Raw genomic sequence first — 14,348 nt, 5'->3', positions numbered from 1 at the left:
GCTTCCCTTAGCGGGGCAGCGAGTTGACGTCCTTTTCCCAGCGCGCGATCAGGCGCCGGCGCTCGGCGCTGGCGCCGTACTTGGCGTAGTCATAGTTGATGAACTTGATCGTCTTGAAGTCAGGAATGCGCGGATCGAGCTTGGCGCCCACATTGCTGGGCAGCTGGAACTGCTTGTTGGCGGCGCCGAGCTCCTGCGCGGCGGGCGTGAGCGCCCATTCGTAGAACTTCTTGGCGGCGTCCAGGTTGCGCGCGCCCTTGATGATGCTCATGGAGCCGATCTCGGCGCCGGTGCCATCGCTCGGCGTGATGGTCTCGACCGGAAAGCCCTGCATCTTCTCGCCCGGGCCGTCATGCACGAAGCTGATGGAGATCGCGGTTTCGCCGCGTGCCACCGCCTTGATCGGGCCGGTGCCCGAGCGTGTGTACTGGCCCACGTTCTTGTGCAGCGCCTTCAGGTACTCGAACGCCTTGTCCTCGCCCATCATCTGCACCAGCGTGGCGATCATCGTGTAGGCGGTGCCGCTGGACGCGGGGTTGGCCACCTGGATGTCGCCCTTGTACTCGGGCTTGAGCAGGTCGGCCCAGGTCTTGGGCACGGCGAGCTTCTTCTTGGCGAGCAGCTCGGGGTTGTAGCCGAAGCCCAGCGGCCCCGAATAGATGCCGACGGTCTTGTAGCCCGACTGCTTGGCCTGCTGCTGGGCCCAGGGATGCAGTTGCGCGAGCGTGGGCGACTTGTATTCGAGCGTGAGGCCCTGCTCGGCCGCCTGCAGGTGCGGGTCGCCCGTGCCGCCGAACCAGACGTCGGTCTTGGGGTTGTCCTTCTCGGCGATCAACTGGGCCAGCGCCTCGCCAGAACCCTTGAGCGCCATGTTGATGCGAACGCCCGTGGTGCGGGCGTAGACGGTGGAGATCACGTTGCACCACTCGGCCTGGACCGAGCAGATCACGTTCACGGTCTGTGCCGATGCGGCGGCCGACAGGCCCACGAGCGCGGCTGCGCAAAAAATCTTCTTCATCTGGTATTTCCCTGCCTCGTGGATAAAAAAAAGGCCTTGCGGCCTGGGGGCAGCGTAGCTTTAGTACAGGTCCCGGGAATCGGTACAAGTACCATCGCGACTGGCACATTGCCTGCTCGGCACTCAGACAAAGGAAAGTTTTCTCATGAGCTTCGATCTCGTTCTGTTCGGCGGTACTGGCGATCTCGCGTGGCGCAAACTCATGCCCGCGCTGTTCCAGGCCTTCCGGCACGGCAGCCTCCCGCAGGACGGACGCATCGTCGGCGTGGCGCGGGACGACCTGTCGGACGACCAGTACCGCGAGCTGATCCAGTCGCGCTTCAGCGCGGTCGAAGGCGCCAAGCGGCCCTCCCCGGAAGAGTTCAAGAAGTTCGCGTCGATGCTGCATTACCTGCGCATGGACCTGTCCAAGCCCGACGACTATGCCAAGCTGGCCGACCTGCTCAAGCAGCGCGACGCCACCACGGTCGTGATGTACGTGGCCACCGCGCCCGCCCTCTTCACCCAGGTGGTCGAGCAGATCGCGGCGGCCGGCCTCAATGGCCCCAAGACCCGCATCGTGCTCGAGAAGCCGCTGGGCCACGACCTCGCCTCGAACCGCGCCATCAACGCGGCCGTGGGCAAGGTGCTGGAAGAAAAACAGGTCTTCCGCATCGACCACTACCTCGGCAAGCCCTCGGTGCAGAACCTGTTCGCGATGCGCTTCGGCAACGCGCTGTTCGAGCCCATCTGGCGCCGCGAGCACATCGCCAACATCCAGATCACCATCGCCGAAGACCTGGGCGTGGAGAAGCGCGGCGCCTTCTACGACCAGACCGGCGCGCTGCGCGACATGGTGCAGAACCACGCGCTGCAGTTGCTCTGCGCGATCGGCATGGAGCCGCCGATCAACTCGCACGCCGACGCGATCCGCGACGAGAAACTGAAGGTGCTGCGCGCCCTCAAGCCCTGGACACCCGAAAGCCTGAGCCTGCACGCGATCCGCGGCCAGTACACCGCCGGCACCGCCTACGGCGAGCGGGTGCAGGGCTACCGCGACGAACCCGGCGTCGATCCCGACAGCCGCACCGAGACCTTCGTGGCGCTGCGCACCGAAATCGCCAACTGGCGCTGGGCCGGCGTGCCGTTCTACATCCGCACCGGCAAGCGGCTCGCGTCACGCGATGCGCGCATCGAAGTCAATTTCCGCCCGACGCCGCATGCGATCTACCGCGCGCCCGCGGGCAACGTCAACAAGCTGGTGATCAACCTGCAACCCAAGGACGGCCTGGAGCTGCACATGCTCGCGCAGGCGCAGGACAACCGGCAGCGCAACGGTCACCAGAGCGCCGCCGCGCAGCTGGCGCCGGTGCAGCTGGACCTGGACTTCGACAAGCGCTTCGGCGCCGAGCGCGTGGGCGCCTACGAGCGCCTGCTGCTCGACGTGATCGACGGGCGCCTGAACCTGTTCGTGCGCAGCGACGAGCAGGAAGAGGCATGGCGCTGGGTGGAGCCGCTGATCGACAGCTGGGAATCGGACGGCGGCCCGCGTCCCTACGCGGCCGGCACCTGGGGGCCGAGCGCGTCGAGCGCGATGATTGCGCGCGACGGCTTTTCGTGGGGCGAAGAGCAGTGAGCCTTTAGCCGAACTGCACGCAGCGCATGCTGAGCGTGCCGGACTGGAATCCCTCGTAGATCGTCTTCGCGCGCTCGCCCTGCCCGGCGGCGCCGAGAGCGTAGAGGAACGGGTAGTAGTGATCGGGCGTCGCGACCGCGGTCGATGCGCCCTCCAGCTTTTCATAGCCGATTAGCGCGCGGTCGTCCCGGCCGGTGAGCGCCGACTTCACCGCATCGTCGAAGGACTGCGCCCACGGGCGGCTCGCCTTCGGCCCATCGGCTGTTCCGCGGTCGGTGGCGCGCAGGTTGTGCACCACGTTGCCGCTGCCCATCACCAGTACGCCCTTGTCGCGCAATGCGGCCAGGTCGCGCCCCACCGCGTAATGGAAGGCAGCCGGCTTGTCGTAGTCGATGCTGAGCTGGAAGACGGGGACATCGGCCTTCGGATAGAGGTGCTTGAGCACCGACCAAGTGCCATGGTCGAGCCCCCATTGGTCGGTGGCGATCACCGGCGACTGCTTCACCACGCCGACGGTTTCGCGGGCGAGTGCCGGATGGCCCGGCGCGGGGTAATCGACATCGAACAGCGCCTGCGGGAAGCCGCCGAAGTCGTGGATCGTCTTCGGCCTCGCCTGCACCCCGACGCCGGTGGCGCCGCGGCTCAGCCAGTGCGCCGAGACACTCAGGATGGCCGTTGGCGGCGGCAGCTCCCTGCCCCATGCGGAGAGGCGGCGCGTGAACGCGTTGTCGGCGATGGCGTTCATGGGCGTGCCATGGCCGATGAAGATGACGGGCATCCGCCGTGAAGGCGCAGCGGCGGCCGCTTGCGACAGGCCTGCGAGGGATGCCAGCGCGGTCGTCGCGCCCACTGCCGATCCCATGAGAAAGCCGCGGCGCCCGGGTGCGGGCGCCAGGACGGATGCCATCGGCCGGGACCGGAGGGAGAGGATCGTCTTGCTTGTCATGGTCTCTTCGAAGTCTGCCGCAGCACTTTGCAGCGGCTGCGACATCCCGGCTGTGCGTTTACGCACACGCACGTTCAAGTCAGGAAGTGCCGCCCGGCTCGAAGCTGTAGATGCGCTCGCCCAGCGGGGCCAGGAAGTCGCGCAGCAAGGGTTCTGCCATCAGCCCGCGGATGTAGCCCGGCGCGAGGCGGGCGTTCTGTGCGTACACGTCGAGCACGCGCAGGCATTCGCCGCGCAGCACGGTGGCGACATGCGGGTCGCCGCGGCCTTCGCAGGCGGTGGCCATGTCGCGCAACAAGGCGGTGGCGTCCGATGCGTCGGGCGCCCATTCCTGCCCATAAAGCCGCGCGAGCCGCTGGGCATCGCTTGACGACAAGTTTGGAAAAACCAGAGGCAGCAGGCGCTCGCGCACATGGGCCAGCGCGATCACGTGCGCGGCCGTCGGTTCGAACCGTTCCCGCGTCTTCGAGCCGCCGATCAATTCCACATTCAGATTGGCCAACAAGGCGCCATCGCGCACCAGTTCCAGCAGCAGCCCCATCCACGCGAACTCGCCGAGCGTGGCGTCGAATCCGAAGCCGCGTTGCCGGATGCGGGGCAATGCCAGCATCAGGCTGCCCATCGGCATGGGCTGCTGGTCGGACGGCAGGTGAATCAGCATCCCGGCCAGGATCTGCGCGTGCATCTCCGGCAGAGGCCCGGACGGGCTGCGGGCGCCGACCGCGCCGATGGTCGGCGAGGCCTGCAGGAAAGCGGATTGGACCTGCAGGCGGTTCGGCCCGCTCGGCTCGCCCGGCGACCACAGCGCCAGCGCATCGCCCTCTGCCTGCGAAAGCCCCCATTGCGCCGCGGCCGCCCAACCCATCGGTATGGGAGCCTGGAACAGCAGCAGCCCGGAAAGACGCGGATCGGCCTGCATCCGGTCGCGGATCAGCGCCACTGTGCCGTCGGTCGATGCATCGTCCACCACGATGATCCGATGCGGGGAGAGCGTCTGCGCCGCCATCGATGCCAGCGCATCCGCAACGTCGGCTTCGTTGTTCCGCGTCACCATCAGCACCGACACCGCGGCCCCGGAGGCGGCGGCCACGGTCCGATTGCCAATCAGGCGCTGACGGGTAGCCGCGAGAAAACGGCGCAGCGCTCCGGCCAGCACGTCCTGCTGCGGTGGCAGGCGCATCAGCGCCAGGGGCCCGGCCGTTTCGAGCGCGCGCCGCCGCGGGGCATCGGCCACCAGGGCGCGCACCCGCGCCACGAGCTCGTCTTTCGTGCAGCCTTCCACCGCATCGCGCAGCACCGCCGGTATCTCGGAATGGGCGTACAGCTCGGACACGACCGCCTTGCGGTTGCGCAGCAGGATGGACAGGCGCGGCACCTCCGCCGTGGCGGTGCGGTCGGCCTTGCGCATGTTGAGCCCGACCTTGGCGCGCGGCAGCAGCGCATCGCGCTGCGCGGGCGTCCAGGCCGTGCCGATGGGGTAGGCCACGCGCAGCCCGGAAGCCTCCAGCGCACGCAGCACCTCGAGGCGCCGGGGCATGGTCTCGCCGAAGAAGATGACATCGATGTCCTGTTCTTCGTCGGGCAGCACCTGGTCTAGCGGCACCACGGGCGTCGCCTGCGGCTCGAAGGTCAGCGGCACGTAGTCGGACCTGAAGATGCCCAGAGCCTGGTGGTGCATCAGGTTCTCCAGGCTGTATTCCCACACCCAGGTTCGCTGGAGCAGGCGGCGATAACCGGGCAATTCCGCCAGGAGCTCGGGCAGCGCCGGCTCGAAGTTGACGACGATGGTGTTGGGCGGCAGGTCCTCGTCGGAGGGCAGGCCCAGGCCCATCGCGAAGAAGAAGACATTGATGTCGGCGTTGTCGACACTCGGCGTGGCTTCGACGGAGGTGGTGCAGCCAAGGCGCTCGCAGGCGATGCGGAAGCTCTCCATCACCTCGGCGACGTTCTCGTTGCCGAGCGAACAGAAGCGCAGGTGCGGCCGGTACGGAAAACCCTCCGGCCATTCGACCGGGCGGCCCACCGTCACAGCCGTCCTTCCTCCACCGCGTGGCAGGCCACCTGCACGCCCTTGAGGCCCAGCAGCTTCGGCCGCTCCGCGGAGCAGCGCGCATTCGCATGCGGGCAGCGCGGATGGAATGCACAGCCCGTCGGCGGGTTCAGCGGATTCGGCACCTCGCCCTGCACCGGCGTGCGCTGGCGCCCCGTGTGCTTCATCTGCGGGATCGCGTCGAGCAGCATGCGGGTGTACGGGTGCTGCGGCTCGGCAAAGAGCTTCTGCTTGTCCGCCACCTCGACCAGCCGGCCCAGGTACATCACGCCGACCTGGTCGGCCACGTGGCGCACGACCGCGAGGTTGTGCGAGATGAAGAGGTAGGTCAGGCCCTGCTCGCGCTGCAGGTCCTTCATGATGTTGAGCACCTGCGCCTGCACGCTCACGTCGAGCGCGGAGGTGGGCTCGTCGCACACCAGGAACTCGGGCTGCGTGGCCAGGGCGCGGGCAATCGAGATGCGCTGGCGCTGGCCGCCCGAGAACTGGTGCGGGTACTTGCTCATGTCCAGCGGCGAGAGGCCGACCGACTTGAGCAGTTCGCCCACGCGCTCGCGCAGTTCGGCCTTGCCGCTCAATATCTCGTGCTCGCGCAGCGGCTCGCCGATGATGTCTTCGACGATCCAGCGCGGGTTCAGGCTCGCATAGGGGTCCTGGAAGATCATCTGGATGCGGCGGCGCAGCTTGCGGCCCTCGGGCGTCTTGAACGCGGCATGCGCGTCCTGTCCGTCGAACTGCAGGCCGCCGCGCGTCGGCGCGTAGAGGCCGACCAGGAGGCGCGCGACGGTGCTCTTGCCGCAGCCCGATTCGCCCACCAGCGCGAGCGTCTTGCCGCGCTCGATGGAGAAGCTCACGCCGTCCACCGCGTGCAGCAGCACGCGCGGCTTGCGTTCGAGCACGCGGTTGAGCCAGGGCGGCGAGACGTCGAAGGTGCGTGCCAGATCGTGCGCGACGACCAAGGGCTCGCCGGTTGCTTCCTTGCGGGGTTCGATCACGGCGCTCATCGCGTCACCTCCGCGATGGGCTCGGCCGCCTCGGGCGTGGCGCGTTCGCCAGCCGCGAGAGCGTCATGGTGCTTCGCGGCGATCTCGGCCTGGCCCAGATGCGGATCGGCCGCATCGTGCAGCCAGCAGGCCGCGCGCGTGGCGCCAGCATGCAACAGTTCGGGGCGCTCGGTGAGGCAGCGCGCGAAGGTGCGAGGGCAGCGCGGGTTGTAGGCGCAGCCGGTCGGAATGGCATTGAGCCGCGGCATCGCGCCGTCGATCTGGTTGAGCCGCTCGCGATCGATCGCCATGTCGGGAATCGACGCCATCAGGCCCGAGGTGTAGGGATGCGCAGGTTGGTGGATCACCTCGTGCACCGGGCCGATCTCGGCAATGCGGCCGGCATACATCACGGCCACGCGGTCGCAAGTCTCGGCGATCACGCCCATGTCGTGCGTGATGAGCATCACGGCCGCGCCACGGTCCTTGCAGATGCGCTTCAGCAGTTGAATGATCTGTGCCTGGATCGACACGTCGAGCGCGGTGGTCGGCTCGTCGGCCACGATGAGCTTGGGCTCGGCCGCGAGCGCGAGCGCAATCACCACGCGCTGCCGCATGCCGCCCGAGAACTGGTGCGGGAAGTGGTCGATGCGTTGTTCGGCGGCGGGAATGCCGGTGTCCTGCAGGAGGCCGATGGCGCGCTTGCGGGCTTCGGATTCGGTCACTGGCAGGTGCGCGCGGATGGTCTCGATGAGTTGCCGGCCCACGGTATAGAGCGGGTTCAGCGAAGTCAGCGGGTCCTGGAAGATCGCGCCGATCTTGCGGCCGCGGATGGGGCGCATCGCATCGAAACTCAGGTTGTCGATGCGCTGGCCCTCCAGCAGGATCTGCCCGCTGGCCACGCGGCCCGGCGGCTCGAGCAGGCCGATGATGGCCGCGCCGGTGAGCGACTTGCCGGCGCCCGATTCGCCCACCACGCCGAGGATTTCGCCCGGCGCGATGTCGAAGGAAATACGGTCGATCGCGCGCAGCGTGCCGCGGCGATGCGGAAACTCGACGACGAGGTCTTGGACCTGGAGCAGCGTCATGGTGGCGTTCTCCTTTTCTCTTCAGCGCAGGCGCGGGTTGAGGGCGTCGCGCAGCCAGTCGCCCAGCAGGTTCACGCTGAGCGCGATCAACACCAGCATCAGGCCCGGAAACACCGTGATCCACCATTCGCCCGAGAACAGGTACTGGTTGCCGATGCTGATGAGCGTGCCCAGCGAGGGCGAAGTCGGCGGCACGCCGACACCGAGGAACGAGAGCGTGGCCTCGGTGATGATCGCGGTCGCGACCTGGATGGTGGCCAGCACCATCACCGGCCCCATCACGTTGGGCAGCACGTGGCGCAGCATGATGCGCACCGGCGCCACGCCGGTGACCCGCGCGGCCTGCACGTATTCCTTGTTGCGCTCCACCAGCGTGGAGCCGCGCACCGTGCGCGCGTACTGCACCCAGCCCGTGAGCGAGATGGAAATGATCAGCACGCCGAACGCGAGCGACTCGTGCGCGCCGGGAAAGAGCGCACGGCCCACGCCGGCGATCAGCAGCGCCACGAGGATGGGCGGAAACGACAGCATCACGTCGCACACCCGCATGAGGAACGAATCGAGCCAGCCGCCGAGAAAGCCGGCCAGCAGGCCGAACACCACGCCGACGACGACCGACAGCACGACCGAGACGACGCCCACGATCATCGAGATGCGCGCGCCGTAGATGACGGCCGAGAGGATGTCGCGGCCCTGGTCATCGGTGCCGAGCAGGTACTTGGCGGAACCCTCTGCGCTCCATGCGGGCGGCAGGCGGGCGTCGCCCAGTTCAAGGGTGGCGAGATCGAAGGGGTTGTGCGGCGACACCCATCCGGCAAACGCCGCGCAGAACAGGCAGACCAGCGCGATCAGTGCCGCAGCCATTGCCACTGGCGAGGTGCGGAAGCTGTAGCCGACGTCGCTGTCGAGCCAGCGGGCGAGTGTTTTTTTCATCGCCGGGCCGCCCCAAGATGAAAAGCGGCCCCCTCGGGGGGCAGCGGACCTTGCGCAGCAAGGGGAGCGTGGGGGTTAATTTTCATCGTGTATCAAAAGGAATGGGCCCGCAAGAAGCGGGCCCATGGTCAGGCCGCCGAAGAAGCGGCCAGCGGGATCACGGCTTGACGCTCATCCACTTGAAGTACATGAAGTTGTCGGCCAGTTGCACCAGCTCGACCTTCTTGCTCACGCCCCACGCCAGCGACTGCTGGTGCAGCGGCAGCGTGCCGATGTCGTCCGCATGGAGCTTGAAGGCTTCCTTGATCAGCTCGTTGCGCTTGGCCTTGTCGCTCTCGGACTGGATCTTCTTGGTCAGCTCATCGAGCTTGGGATTGCAGTACGCCCCCAGGTTGAACTGGCCCGTGCCCTTGTCGTCCGGGCAGGCGGTGAGCGAGCTCAGCGCGTTGTGCGAGTCGTAGGTGGTCGGGGTCCAGCCCAGCATGTAGAAGCTGGTGTCGCGGCGCAGGATCTTGGGGAAGTAGGTGCCCTTGGTCTCGGCCGCCAGGTTGATCTTGACGTTGATGCGCGCGAGGTTGGCGGCCACGCTCTGGCAGATCTGGCCGTCGTTCACATAGCGGTCGTTCGGGCAGTTCATCGTCACTTCGAAACCGCTCGCATAGCCGGCTTCGGCCATGAGCTTCTTGGCGGCTTCGACGTCGTAGGGCAGGCGCTTGTCCTGCTCGGCGGTCCAGCCATTGATGCCGGGGCCGACCAAGAGGCCCGTGGGCTTGGAGGCGCCGCGCATCACGGTGCGCTGGATGCCGACGATGTCGATGGCCTGGTAGAAGGCCTGGCGAACGCGCTTGTCCTTGAACGGGTTCTTGCCCTTGATGTTGGAGTACAGCAGCTCGTCGCGCTTCTGGTCCATGCCCAGGAAGATGGTGCGCATCTCGGGGCCGGTGATGACGCGGGCATTGGGCGCGGCGTTGATGCGCGCGATGTCCTGCACGGGCACCGGCTCCATCACGTCGACTTCGCCCGAGACCAGCGCGGCCACGCGGGTGGCGGGGTTGGCGATGGGCGTGAAGACGATCTCCTGCGCGTTGCCTTCGATCTTGCCCCAGTAGGTGCCGTTGCGCGTGAACACGGTGCGCACGTTCGGCTGGCGCTCGCGCACGCGGAACGGGCCGGTGCCGTTGGCCTTGAACGAGGCGGTGTTCTCGATGCCCTTGCGGCGGTCGACCGGCTTGGTGGCCTGGTTTTCCTCGCACCACTTCTTGCTCATGATCATGGTGAGCGAGATCACGTCGGGCAGGATCGGGAAGGGGCCGTTGGTCTCGATCTCGACGGCGAGGTCGCCGACCTTGCGCACGGCCTTGATGTCGCTGAGCGTGGCGCGCATGTCGGAGCCGTCGCCCTGTGCGCGCGCGAAGCTGAAGACCACGTCGTCGGCGGTGAACGGCGTGCCGTCATGGAAGACCACGCCCTTGCGCAGTTCGAAGCGCCAGACGTTCGGCGAGGTCTGCTTCCAGCTGGTGGCCAGGAGCGGTGCAAGGCTCAGGTCCTTGTTGCGCCCCACGAGGGTTTCATAGACGTTGGCGGTGACGCTCAACTGCAGCGACTCGTTGAGCGAGTGCGGGTCGAGCGACAGCGCGTCGCCCTGGTTCGCAATGCGGATGGTCTGCGCACTCGCGACCAGGCTGGCGGCGCTCAGGGCGCACAGGACGGCGACCGCGGCCGCTTTCTTCTTGAAACTCATGGGAACACTCCTCGGGTTGAAATCGAACACATCACGGCGCCGCGGTGGCGGCTGCTTTCCCTGGCTGCGTGCTGCGGGTAGCAGCAAGCGGCATGCCCTGCTCGATCAGGCCCGCATGCAGCGCGGCGCCCAGCGGCAGGATCTCGTCGTTGAAGTCGTAGCGGCTGTTGTGCAGGAAGGCACCTTCGCGCACGTCCTGGCCGATGCGCAGGTAGGCGCCCGCCTTTTTCTGCAGCATGAAGGAGAAGTCCTCGGCGCCCATGCTGGGCTCCATGCTGCGCTCGACATTCTTGGCGCCGACCAGCGACTCGGCCACGTCGGCCGCGAACATCGCCTCGGGGGCGGTGTTGATGGTGGCCGGGTAGATGCGCTCGTACCTGATGGCAGCCGTGGCACCGAAGCCGCCGGCAATCGCCGTGCAGAGTTCGGTCAGGCGCTGCTCGACCTGCGCCTGCACCCGTGCGCTGAAGGTGCGCACGGTGCCGACCAGCGTGGCTTCGCCCGGGATCACGCTCATCGCGCCGAGGTCGCCCGCCTGCACCGCGCAGATGCTGACGACGGCAGCGTCGATGGGGCGCACGTTGCGCGACACGATGGTCTGCGCCGCGGTGATGATGTGCGCGGCGACCACCACCGGGTCGATGGTCTGGTAAGCGTGTGCACCGTGGCCGCCCTTGCCCTTGATCTCGATGGTGATGCGATCGGCCGCGGCCATCATCGCGCCGCGGTTGATGCCGACGGTGCCGGCGGGCATTGCGGGCCAGTTGTGCATGGCGTAGACCGCGTTGACCGGGAAGCGGTCGAACAGGCCGTCCTCGATCATCACGCGCGCGCCGGCGAAGCCTTCCTCGCCGGGCTGGAAGATCAGCACGGCGGTGCCGTCGAAGTCGCGTGTCTCGGCGAGGTAGCGCGCGGCGCCGACCAGCATGGCGGTGTGTCCGTCGTGGCCGCAGCCGTGCATCAGGCCGTCGTTGGCGGAGCGCCAGCCGAAGCTGTTGTCCTCGCGCATGGGGAGCGCGTCCATGTCGGCGCGCAGGCCGATCATGCGGCCGCTGGCGGTCGACTTGCCGCGGATCACGCCGACCACGCCGGTCTTGCCGATGCCCTCGTGGATCTCGTCGACGCCGCAGGCACGCAGCGCCTCGCGCACACGGCCTGCCGTGTAGACCTCTTCGAAGCCGAGTTCGGGGTGCGCATGCAGGTCGCGGCGGAAGGCCGTGAGTTCGGGATAGAAGCTCGCGATGTTCGCGAAGGCCCTGCCCGATGCCTTGAGGCGCGGGGCCGATGCGGTGGCGCCCGTGGAAGAAGCGGTTGCTTCTGCTGCTCTCATGTTCAATGCCCTCCCGCCTTGCCGACACGCAGACGCGGATCGACCACGAAATACAGCAGGTCGACCACGAGGTTGATCACCACGAAGATCAGCGCGATGAGGCACAGGTAGGCGGCCATCACCGGGATGTCGGCGAAGGTCACGGCCTGGATGAACAGCAGGCCCATGCCGGGCCACTGGAACACCGACTCGGTGATGATGGCGAAGGCAATCAGGCCACCCAGCTGCAGACCGGTGATGGTCATCACCGGCACCAGCGTGTTCTTGAGGGCGTGCCCGAAATGGATCGCGCGATTGGAGAGGCCCCGTGCGCGAGCGAACTTGATGTAGTCGGTGCGCAGCACCTCGAGCATCTCGGCACGGACCAGCCGCATGATCAGCGTGAGCTGGAAGATCGCGAGCGTCACCGCCGGCAGCACGATGTGATGCCAGCCGTCGGCGCTGAAAAGGCCGCTGGTCCACCAGCCGAACTTCACGGTGTCGCCTCGGCCGAAGCTCGGGAACCAGCCCAGCGTGACCGCGAAGACGAGGATCAGCAGGATGCCGATCAGGAAGGTGGGCAGCGACACGCCGAGCAGCGAGACCGTCATGAATACCTGGCTCATGAAAGTGCCGCGGCGCAGGGCGGTGTAGACGCCCATCGGAATACCGACGAAGAGCGCCAGCGCGGCGGCAACGAGCGCCAGTTCGAGCGTAGCCGGGAAGCGCTCGCCGATCAGGCGCGAGACCTTGGCGCCCTGGCGCAGGCTCAGGCCGAACTCGCCCTGGGCCGCATTGACGAGGAAATGCCAGAACTGCACGAAGAAGGGCTTGTCGAGCCCCAAGCCGGCGCGCAATTCACGGATCTGCTCGGGCTTGGCATCCTGCCCCAGCAGGAAAACGACGGGGTCGCCGACGTATTGAAACAAGAGGAAGGCAATGAACGCGACCGCGATCATCACGATCACGGCCTGGATCAGGCGGCGCAGTACAAAGGCAATCATTAGCAAACAAAGTGATCGGGCATGCTAGCAGTGCAAGGTGCGTGCCCGCACGGGGGTTCCCCGGGGGTGCACACACATGGTGCTCATTGCCAACACCCTGCCCTTTGCAGCGCCGGAACGAAAAAAAGCCACCCGACTTGCGTCGAGTGGCTTTTGAGCTTTTAGCTTCGAAGCTGGCTTACGCCAGCGTCAAATCAGAAAGCGTGACGGATACCGAAGTCGTAGCCGGTAGCGGTCTTGGGGGTCAGGCCGCCGGTGGTCACGAAGCCAGGGCCGCCAGTGGTCAGCGAAGCACCGTTCTTGTTGCTGATACGAGCAACGGTTGCGTACAGGGCCGTGCGCTTCGACAGGTTGTGCACGTAGCCGATTGCCAGCTTGTTGGCCTTCGGGTCAGCAACACGCGGTTGGAACAGCACGTCAGCTTGGTTCAGGTCGTACTTGACAGCCGAGTACGAAGCGCGAATCAGGCCAGCGCCGACCGGCACGGTCACGCCGAGCAGGTAACCGGTCAGGTCGGTGTCAGGCGTGCGAACCAGGGGTTCGTTTTCGTAGTCGTCCTTCTTCTTCGAACGCGAGAACTCACCGAAGAGCTTCACGGGACCGAAGTCATACGAAGCGCCGACGTTGAACGTGTTGACCTTGCTGGTCACGCCAGCGTAGAACTGGTCGCCAACAGTGCTGCTGCCGTAGGCAGCTGCAACGTCCAGGGGACCGTTCGCGTAGCCGAAACGACCACCGACGTAACGGCCAGTGCGCGAGTTGTTCGCGACGTTAGGCGTAGCGGTGCCGGGGCTGTACTTGGTCTTTTCGCTGAACGAGTACTGCAATTGGCCGTAGAAACCACCCAGGTTCGGGGGCAGGAAGTAGGCGATGTTGTTGCTGGTGCGGGTGTAGTTGCTACCACCGACGTCTGTGATCTGGGGCTGGTTCCTGAGCGAATCAGGCAGCACCTTGCCAGCGGCATAGCCGTTGAAAGTAGCAAAGCCCGACGAAGCCGCGAAGACCAGGTTGGTGCCAACGCCATTGGTGCCGAACGGATCGAACACGGTGTCGTTCCAGAACGTGGCGGAGTAGTCACGACCCAGACGCAATTCACCGAAACCACCCGACAGGCTCACGGTCGAACGACGAGCGAACGTCGAAACGCCACCTTGGCCGTCGTCATTGGTGATCGGGGCTTCGAGCCAGAAGCTGGCTGCCAGGCCACCACCGAGGTCTTCCGTGCCACGGAAGCCCAGACGGCTGGAGTTGTAACCGGAATTGGCCAGTTCGCGACGGCTTGCCTTGATGCTGCCCTTGTTCACGTAGAACGGGTTCAGGAACGTAGCACCGTTCAGGTCACGCGAGGTGGCCGAGTAGCCGCTGATCGACGCGTCGACCACACCGAACAGCGTGACGGACGACTGAGCCGAGGCAACACCGGCAACAGCCAGGGCAGCCAGAGCAACTAGAGATTTTTTCATTGCAAGTTTCTCCAAGGTTAAACATAGGGCTCCGGTGCGAAGGGCTCACCGTGACTGGCACTTTTGTGCTCCCACCGGACCCCGGGCCAACCTCCTTTTGGGAAGTTGATGCTATTGCACCAGAGCCGCTGCGGCAGGGCAAAACAAATCGCCCGAAATCTTGGATGGCTCGCGCGTTTCGTTGCAGTCCTGCAACAA

At 66.4% G+C, this 14,348-nt stretch carries 11 protein-coding genes; 1 reads left to right on the top strand and 10 read right to left on the bottom strand.

The window, feature by feature from the left end; all coding sequences use genetic code 11:
• Positions 1–7: 7 nt before the first annotated feature.
• Positions 8–1,018: an ABC transporter substrate-binding protein gene (locus ACSFA7_RS27325; RefSeq protein ID WP_435502259.1), complete on the bottom strand. Its 1,011-nt coding sequence runs from the start codon at positions 1,016–1,018 to the stop codon at positions 8–10.
• Between the two features lie 145 nt (positions 1,019–1,163).
• On the opposite strand from ACSFA7_RS27325, the gene zwf reads away from it, so the two are divergent.
• Complete coding sequence (gene zwf, locus ACSFA7_RS27320) at positions 1,164–2,633, top strand: glucose-6-phosphate dehydrogenase (RefSeq protein WP_435502258.1); 1,470 nt, start codon at positions 1,164–1,166, stop codon at positions 2,631–2,633.
• A 4-nt stretch (positions 2,634–2,637) separates the two neighbouring features.
• Here zwf and ygiD read toward each other — a convergent pair whose 3' ends face one another.
• From ygiD to ACSFA7_RS27275, 9 genes are all read right to left on the bottom strand, one after another.
• Positions 2,638–3,540 (bottom strand): 4,5-DOPA-extradiol-dioxygenase, encoded by a 903-nt coding sequence (ygiD, locus tag ACSFA7_RS27315; RefSeq protein ID WP_435502257.1) that lies wholly within the window; start codon positions 3,538–3,540, stop codon positions 2,638–2,640.
• Positions 3,541–3,658: 118 nt separating this feature from the next.
• Positions 3,659–5,608, bottom strand: a complete 1,950-nt coding sequence (locus ACSFA7_RS27310) for a glycosyltransferase (protein WP_435502256.1) — start codon at positions 5,606–5,608, stop codon at positions 3,659–3,661.
• Complete coding sequence (locus ACSFA7_RS27305; RefSeq protein WP_435502255.1) at positions 5,605–6,633, bottom strand: ABC transporter ATP-binding protein; 1,029 nt, start codon at positions 6,631–6,633, stop codon at positions 5,605–5,607. Before ACSFA7_RS27305 ends, ACSFA7_RS27310 begins: the two co-directional genes overlap by 4 nt.
• Positions 6,630–7,700 (bottom strand): ABC transporter ATP-binding protein, encoded by a 1,071-nt coding sequence (locus tag ACSFA7_RS27300; protein ID WP_435502254.1) that lies wholly within the window; start codon positions 7,698–7,700, stop codon positions 6,630–6,632. Before ACSFA7_RS27300 ends, ACSFA7_RS27305 begins: the two co-directional genes overlap by 4 nt.
• A gap of 21 nt (positions 7,701–7,721) precedes the next feature.
• Positions 7,722–8,633: an ABC transporter permease gene (locus ACSFA7_RS27295; RefSeq protein ID WP_435502253.1), complete on the bottom strand. Its 912-nt coding sequence runs from the start codon at positions 8,631–8,633 to the stop codon at positions 7,722–7,724.
• Between the two features lie 157 nt (positions 8,634–8,790).
• Positions 8,791–10,374 (bottom strand): ABC transporter substrate-binding protein, encoded by a 1,584-nt coding sequence (locus ACSFA7_RS27290; protein ID WP_435502252.1) that lies wholly within the window; start codon positions 10,372–10,374, stop codon positions 8,791–8,793.
• 31 nt (positions 10,375–10,405) lie between these two features.
• The gene (locus ACSFA7_RS27285) at positions 10,406–11,704 is read right to left on the bottom strand and encodes a M20 aminoacylase family protein (RefSeq protein ID WP_435502251.1); all 1,299 of its coding nucleotides are present in this window, start codon (positions 11,702–11,704) and stop codon (positions 10,406–10,408) included.
• A 2-nt stretch (positions 11,705–11,706) separates the two neighbouring features.
• Entirely contained in the window at positions 11,707–12,687 is a 981-nt protein-coding gene (locus tag ACSFA7_RS27280) for an ABC transporter permease (RefSeq protein ID WP_435502250.1), read from the bottom strand.
• Positions 12,688–12,881: 194 nt separating this feature from the next.
• Positions 12,882–14,150, bottom strand: coding sequence for a porin (locus tag ACSFA7_RS27275; protein ID WP_435502249.1), 1,269 nt, complete (start codon positions 14,148–14,150; stop codon positions 12,882–12,884).
• Between the last annotated feature and the right edge of the window lie 198 nt (positions 14,151–14,348).

It is taken from the genome of Variovorax trehalosi (genome assembly GCF_051216415.1).
Classification (GTDB): Bacteria; Pseudomonadota; Gammaproteobacteria; order Burkholderiales; family Burkholderiaceae_C; genus Variovorax.
The sequence above is the reverse complement of the archived record's forward strand: the minus strand, read 5'-3'. Positions and strand labels throughout refer to the sequence as shown.

Coding starts and splice junctions, on each gene's coding strand:
- ACSFA7_RS27325 (WP_435502259.1), bottom strand. CDS start 1,018: ATGAAGAAGATTTTTTGCGCAGCCGCGCTCGTGGGCCTGTCGGCCGCC.
- zwf (WP_435502258.1), top strand. CDS start 1,164: ATGAGCTTCGATCTCGTTCTGTTCGGCGGTACTGGCGATCTCGCGTGG.
- ygiD (WP_435502257.1), bottom strand. CDS start 3,540: ATGGCATCCGTCCTGGCGCCCGCACCCGGGCGCCGCGGCTTTCTCATG.
- ACSFA7_RS27305 (WP_435502255.1), bottom strand. CDS start 6,633: ATGAGCGCCGTGATCGAACCCCGCAAGGAAGCAACCGGCGAGCCCTTG.
- ACSFA7_RS27300 (WP_435502254.1), bottom strand. CDS start 7,700: ATGACGCTGCTCCAGGTCCAAGACCTCGTCGTCGAGTTTCCGCATCGC.
- ACSFA7_RS27295 (WP_435502253.1), bottom strand. CDS start 8,633: ATGAAAAAAACACTCGCCCGCTGGCTCGACAGCGACGTCGGCTACAGC.
- ACSFA7_RS27290 (WP_435502252.1), bottom strand. CDS start 10,374: ATGAGTTTCAAGAAGAAAGCGGCCGCGGTCGCCGTCCTGTGCGCCCTG.
- ACSFA7_RS27285 (WP_435502251.1), bottom strand. CDS start 11,704: ATGAGAGCAGCAGAAGCAACCGCTTCTTCCACGGGCGCCACCGCATCG.
- ACSFA7_RS27280 (WP_435502250.1), bottom strand. CDS start 12,687: ATGATTGCCTTTGTACTGCGCCGCCTGATCCAGGCCGTGATCGTGATG.
- ACSFA7_RS27275 (WP_435502249.1), bottom strand. CDS start 14,150: ATGAAAAAATCTCTAGTTGCTCTGGCTGCCCTGGCTGTTGCCGGTGTT.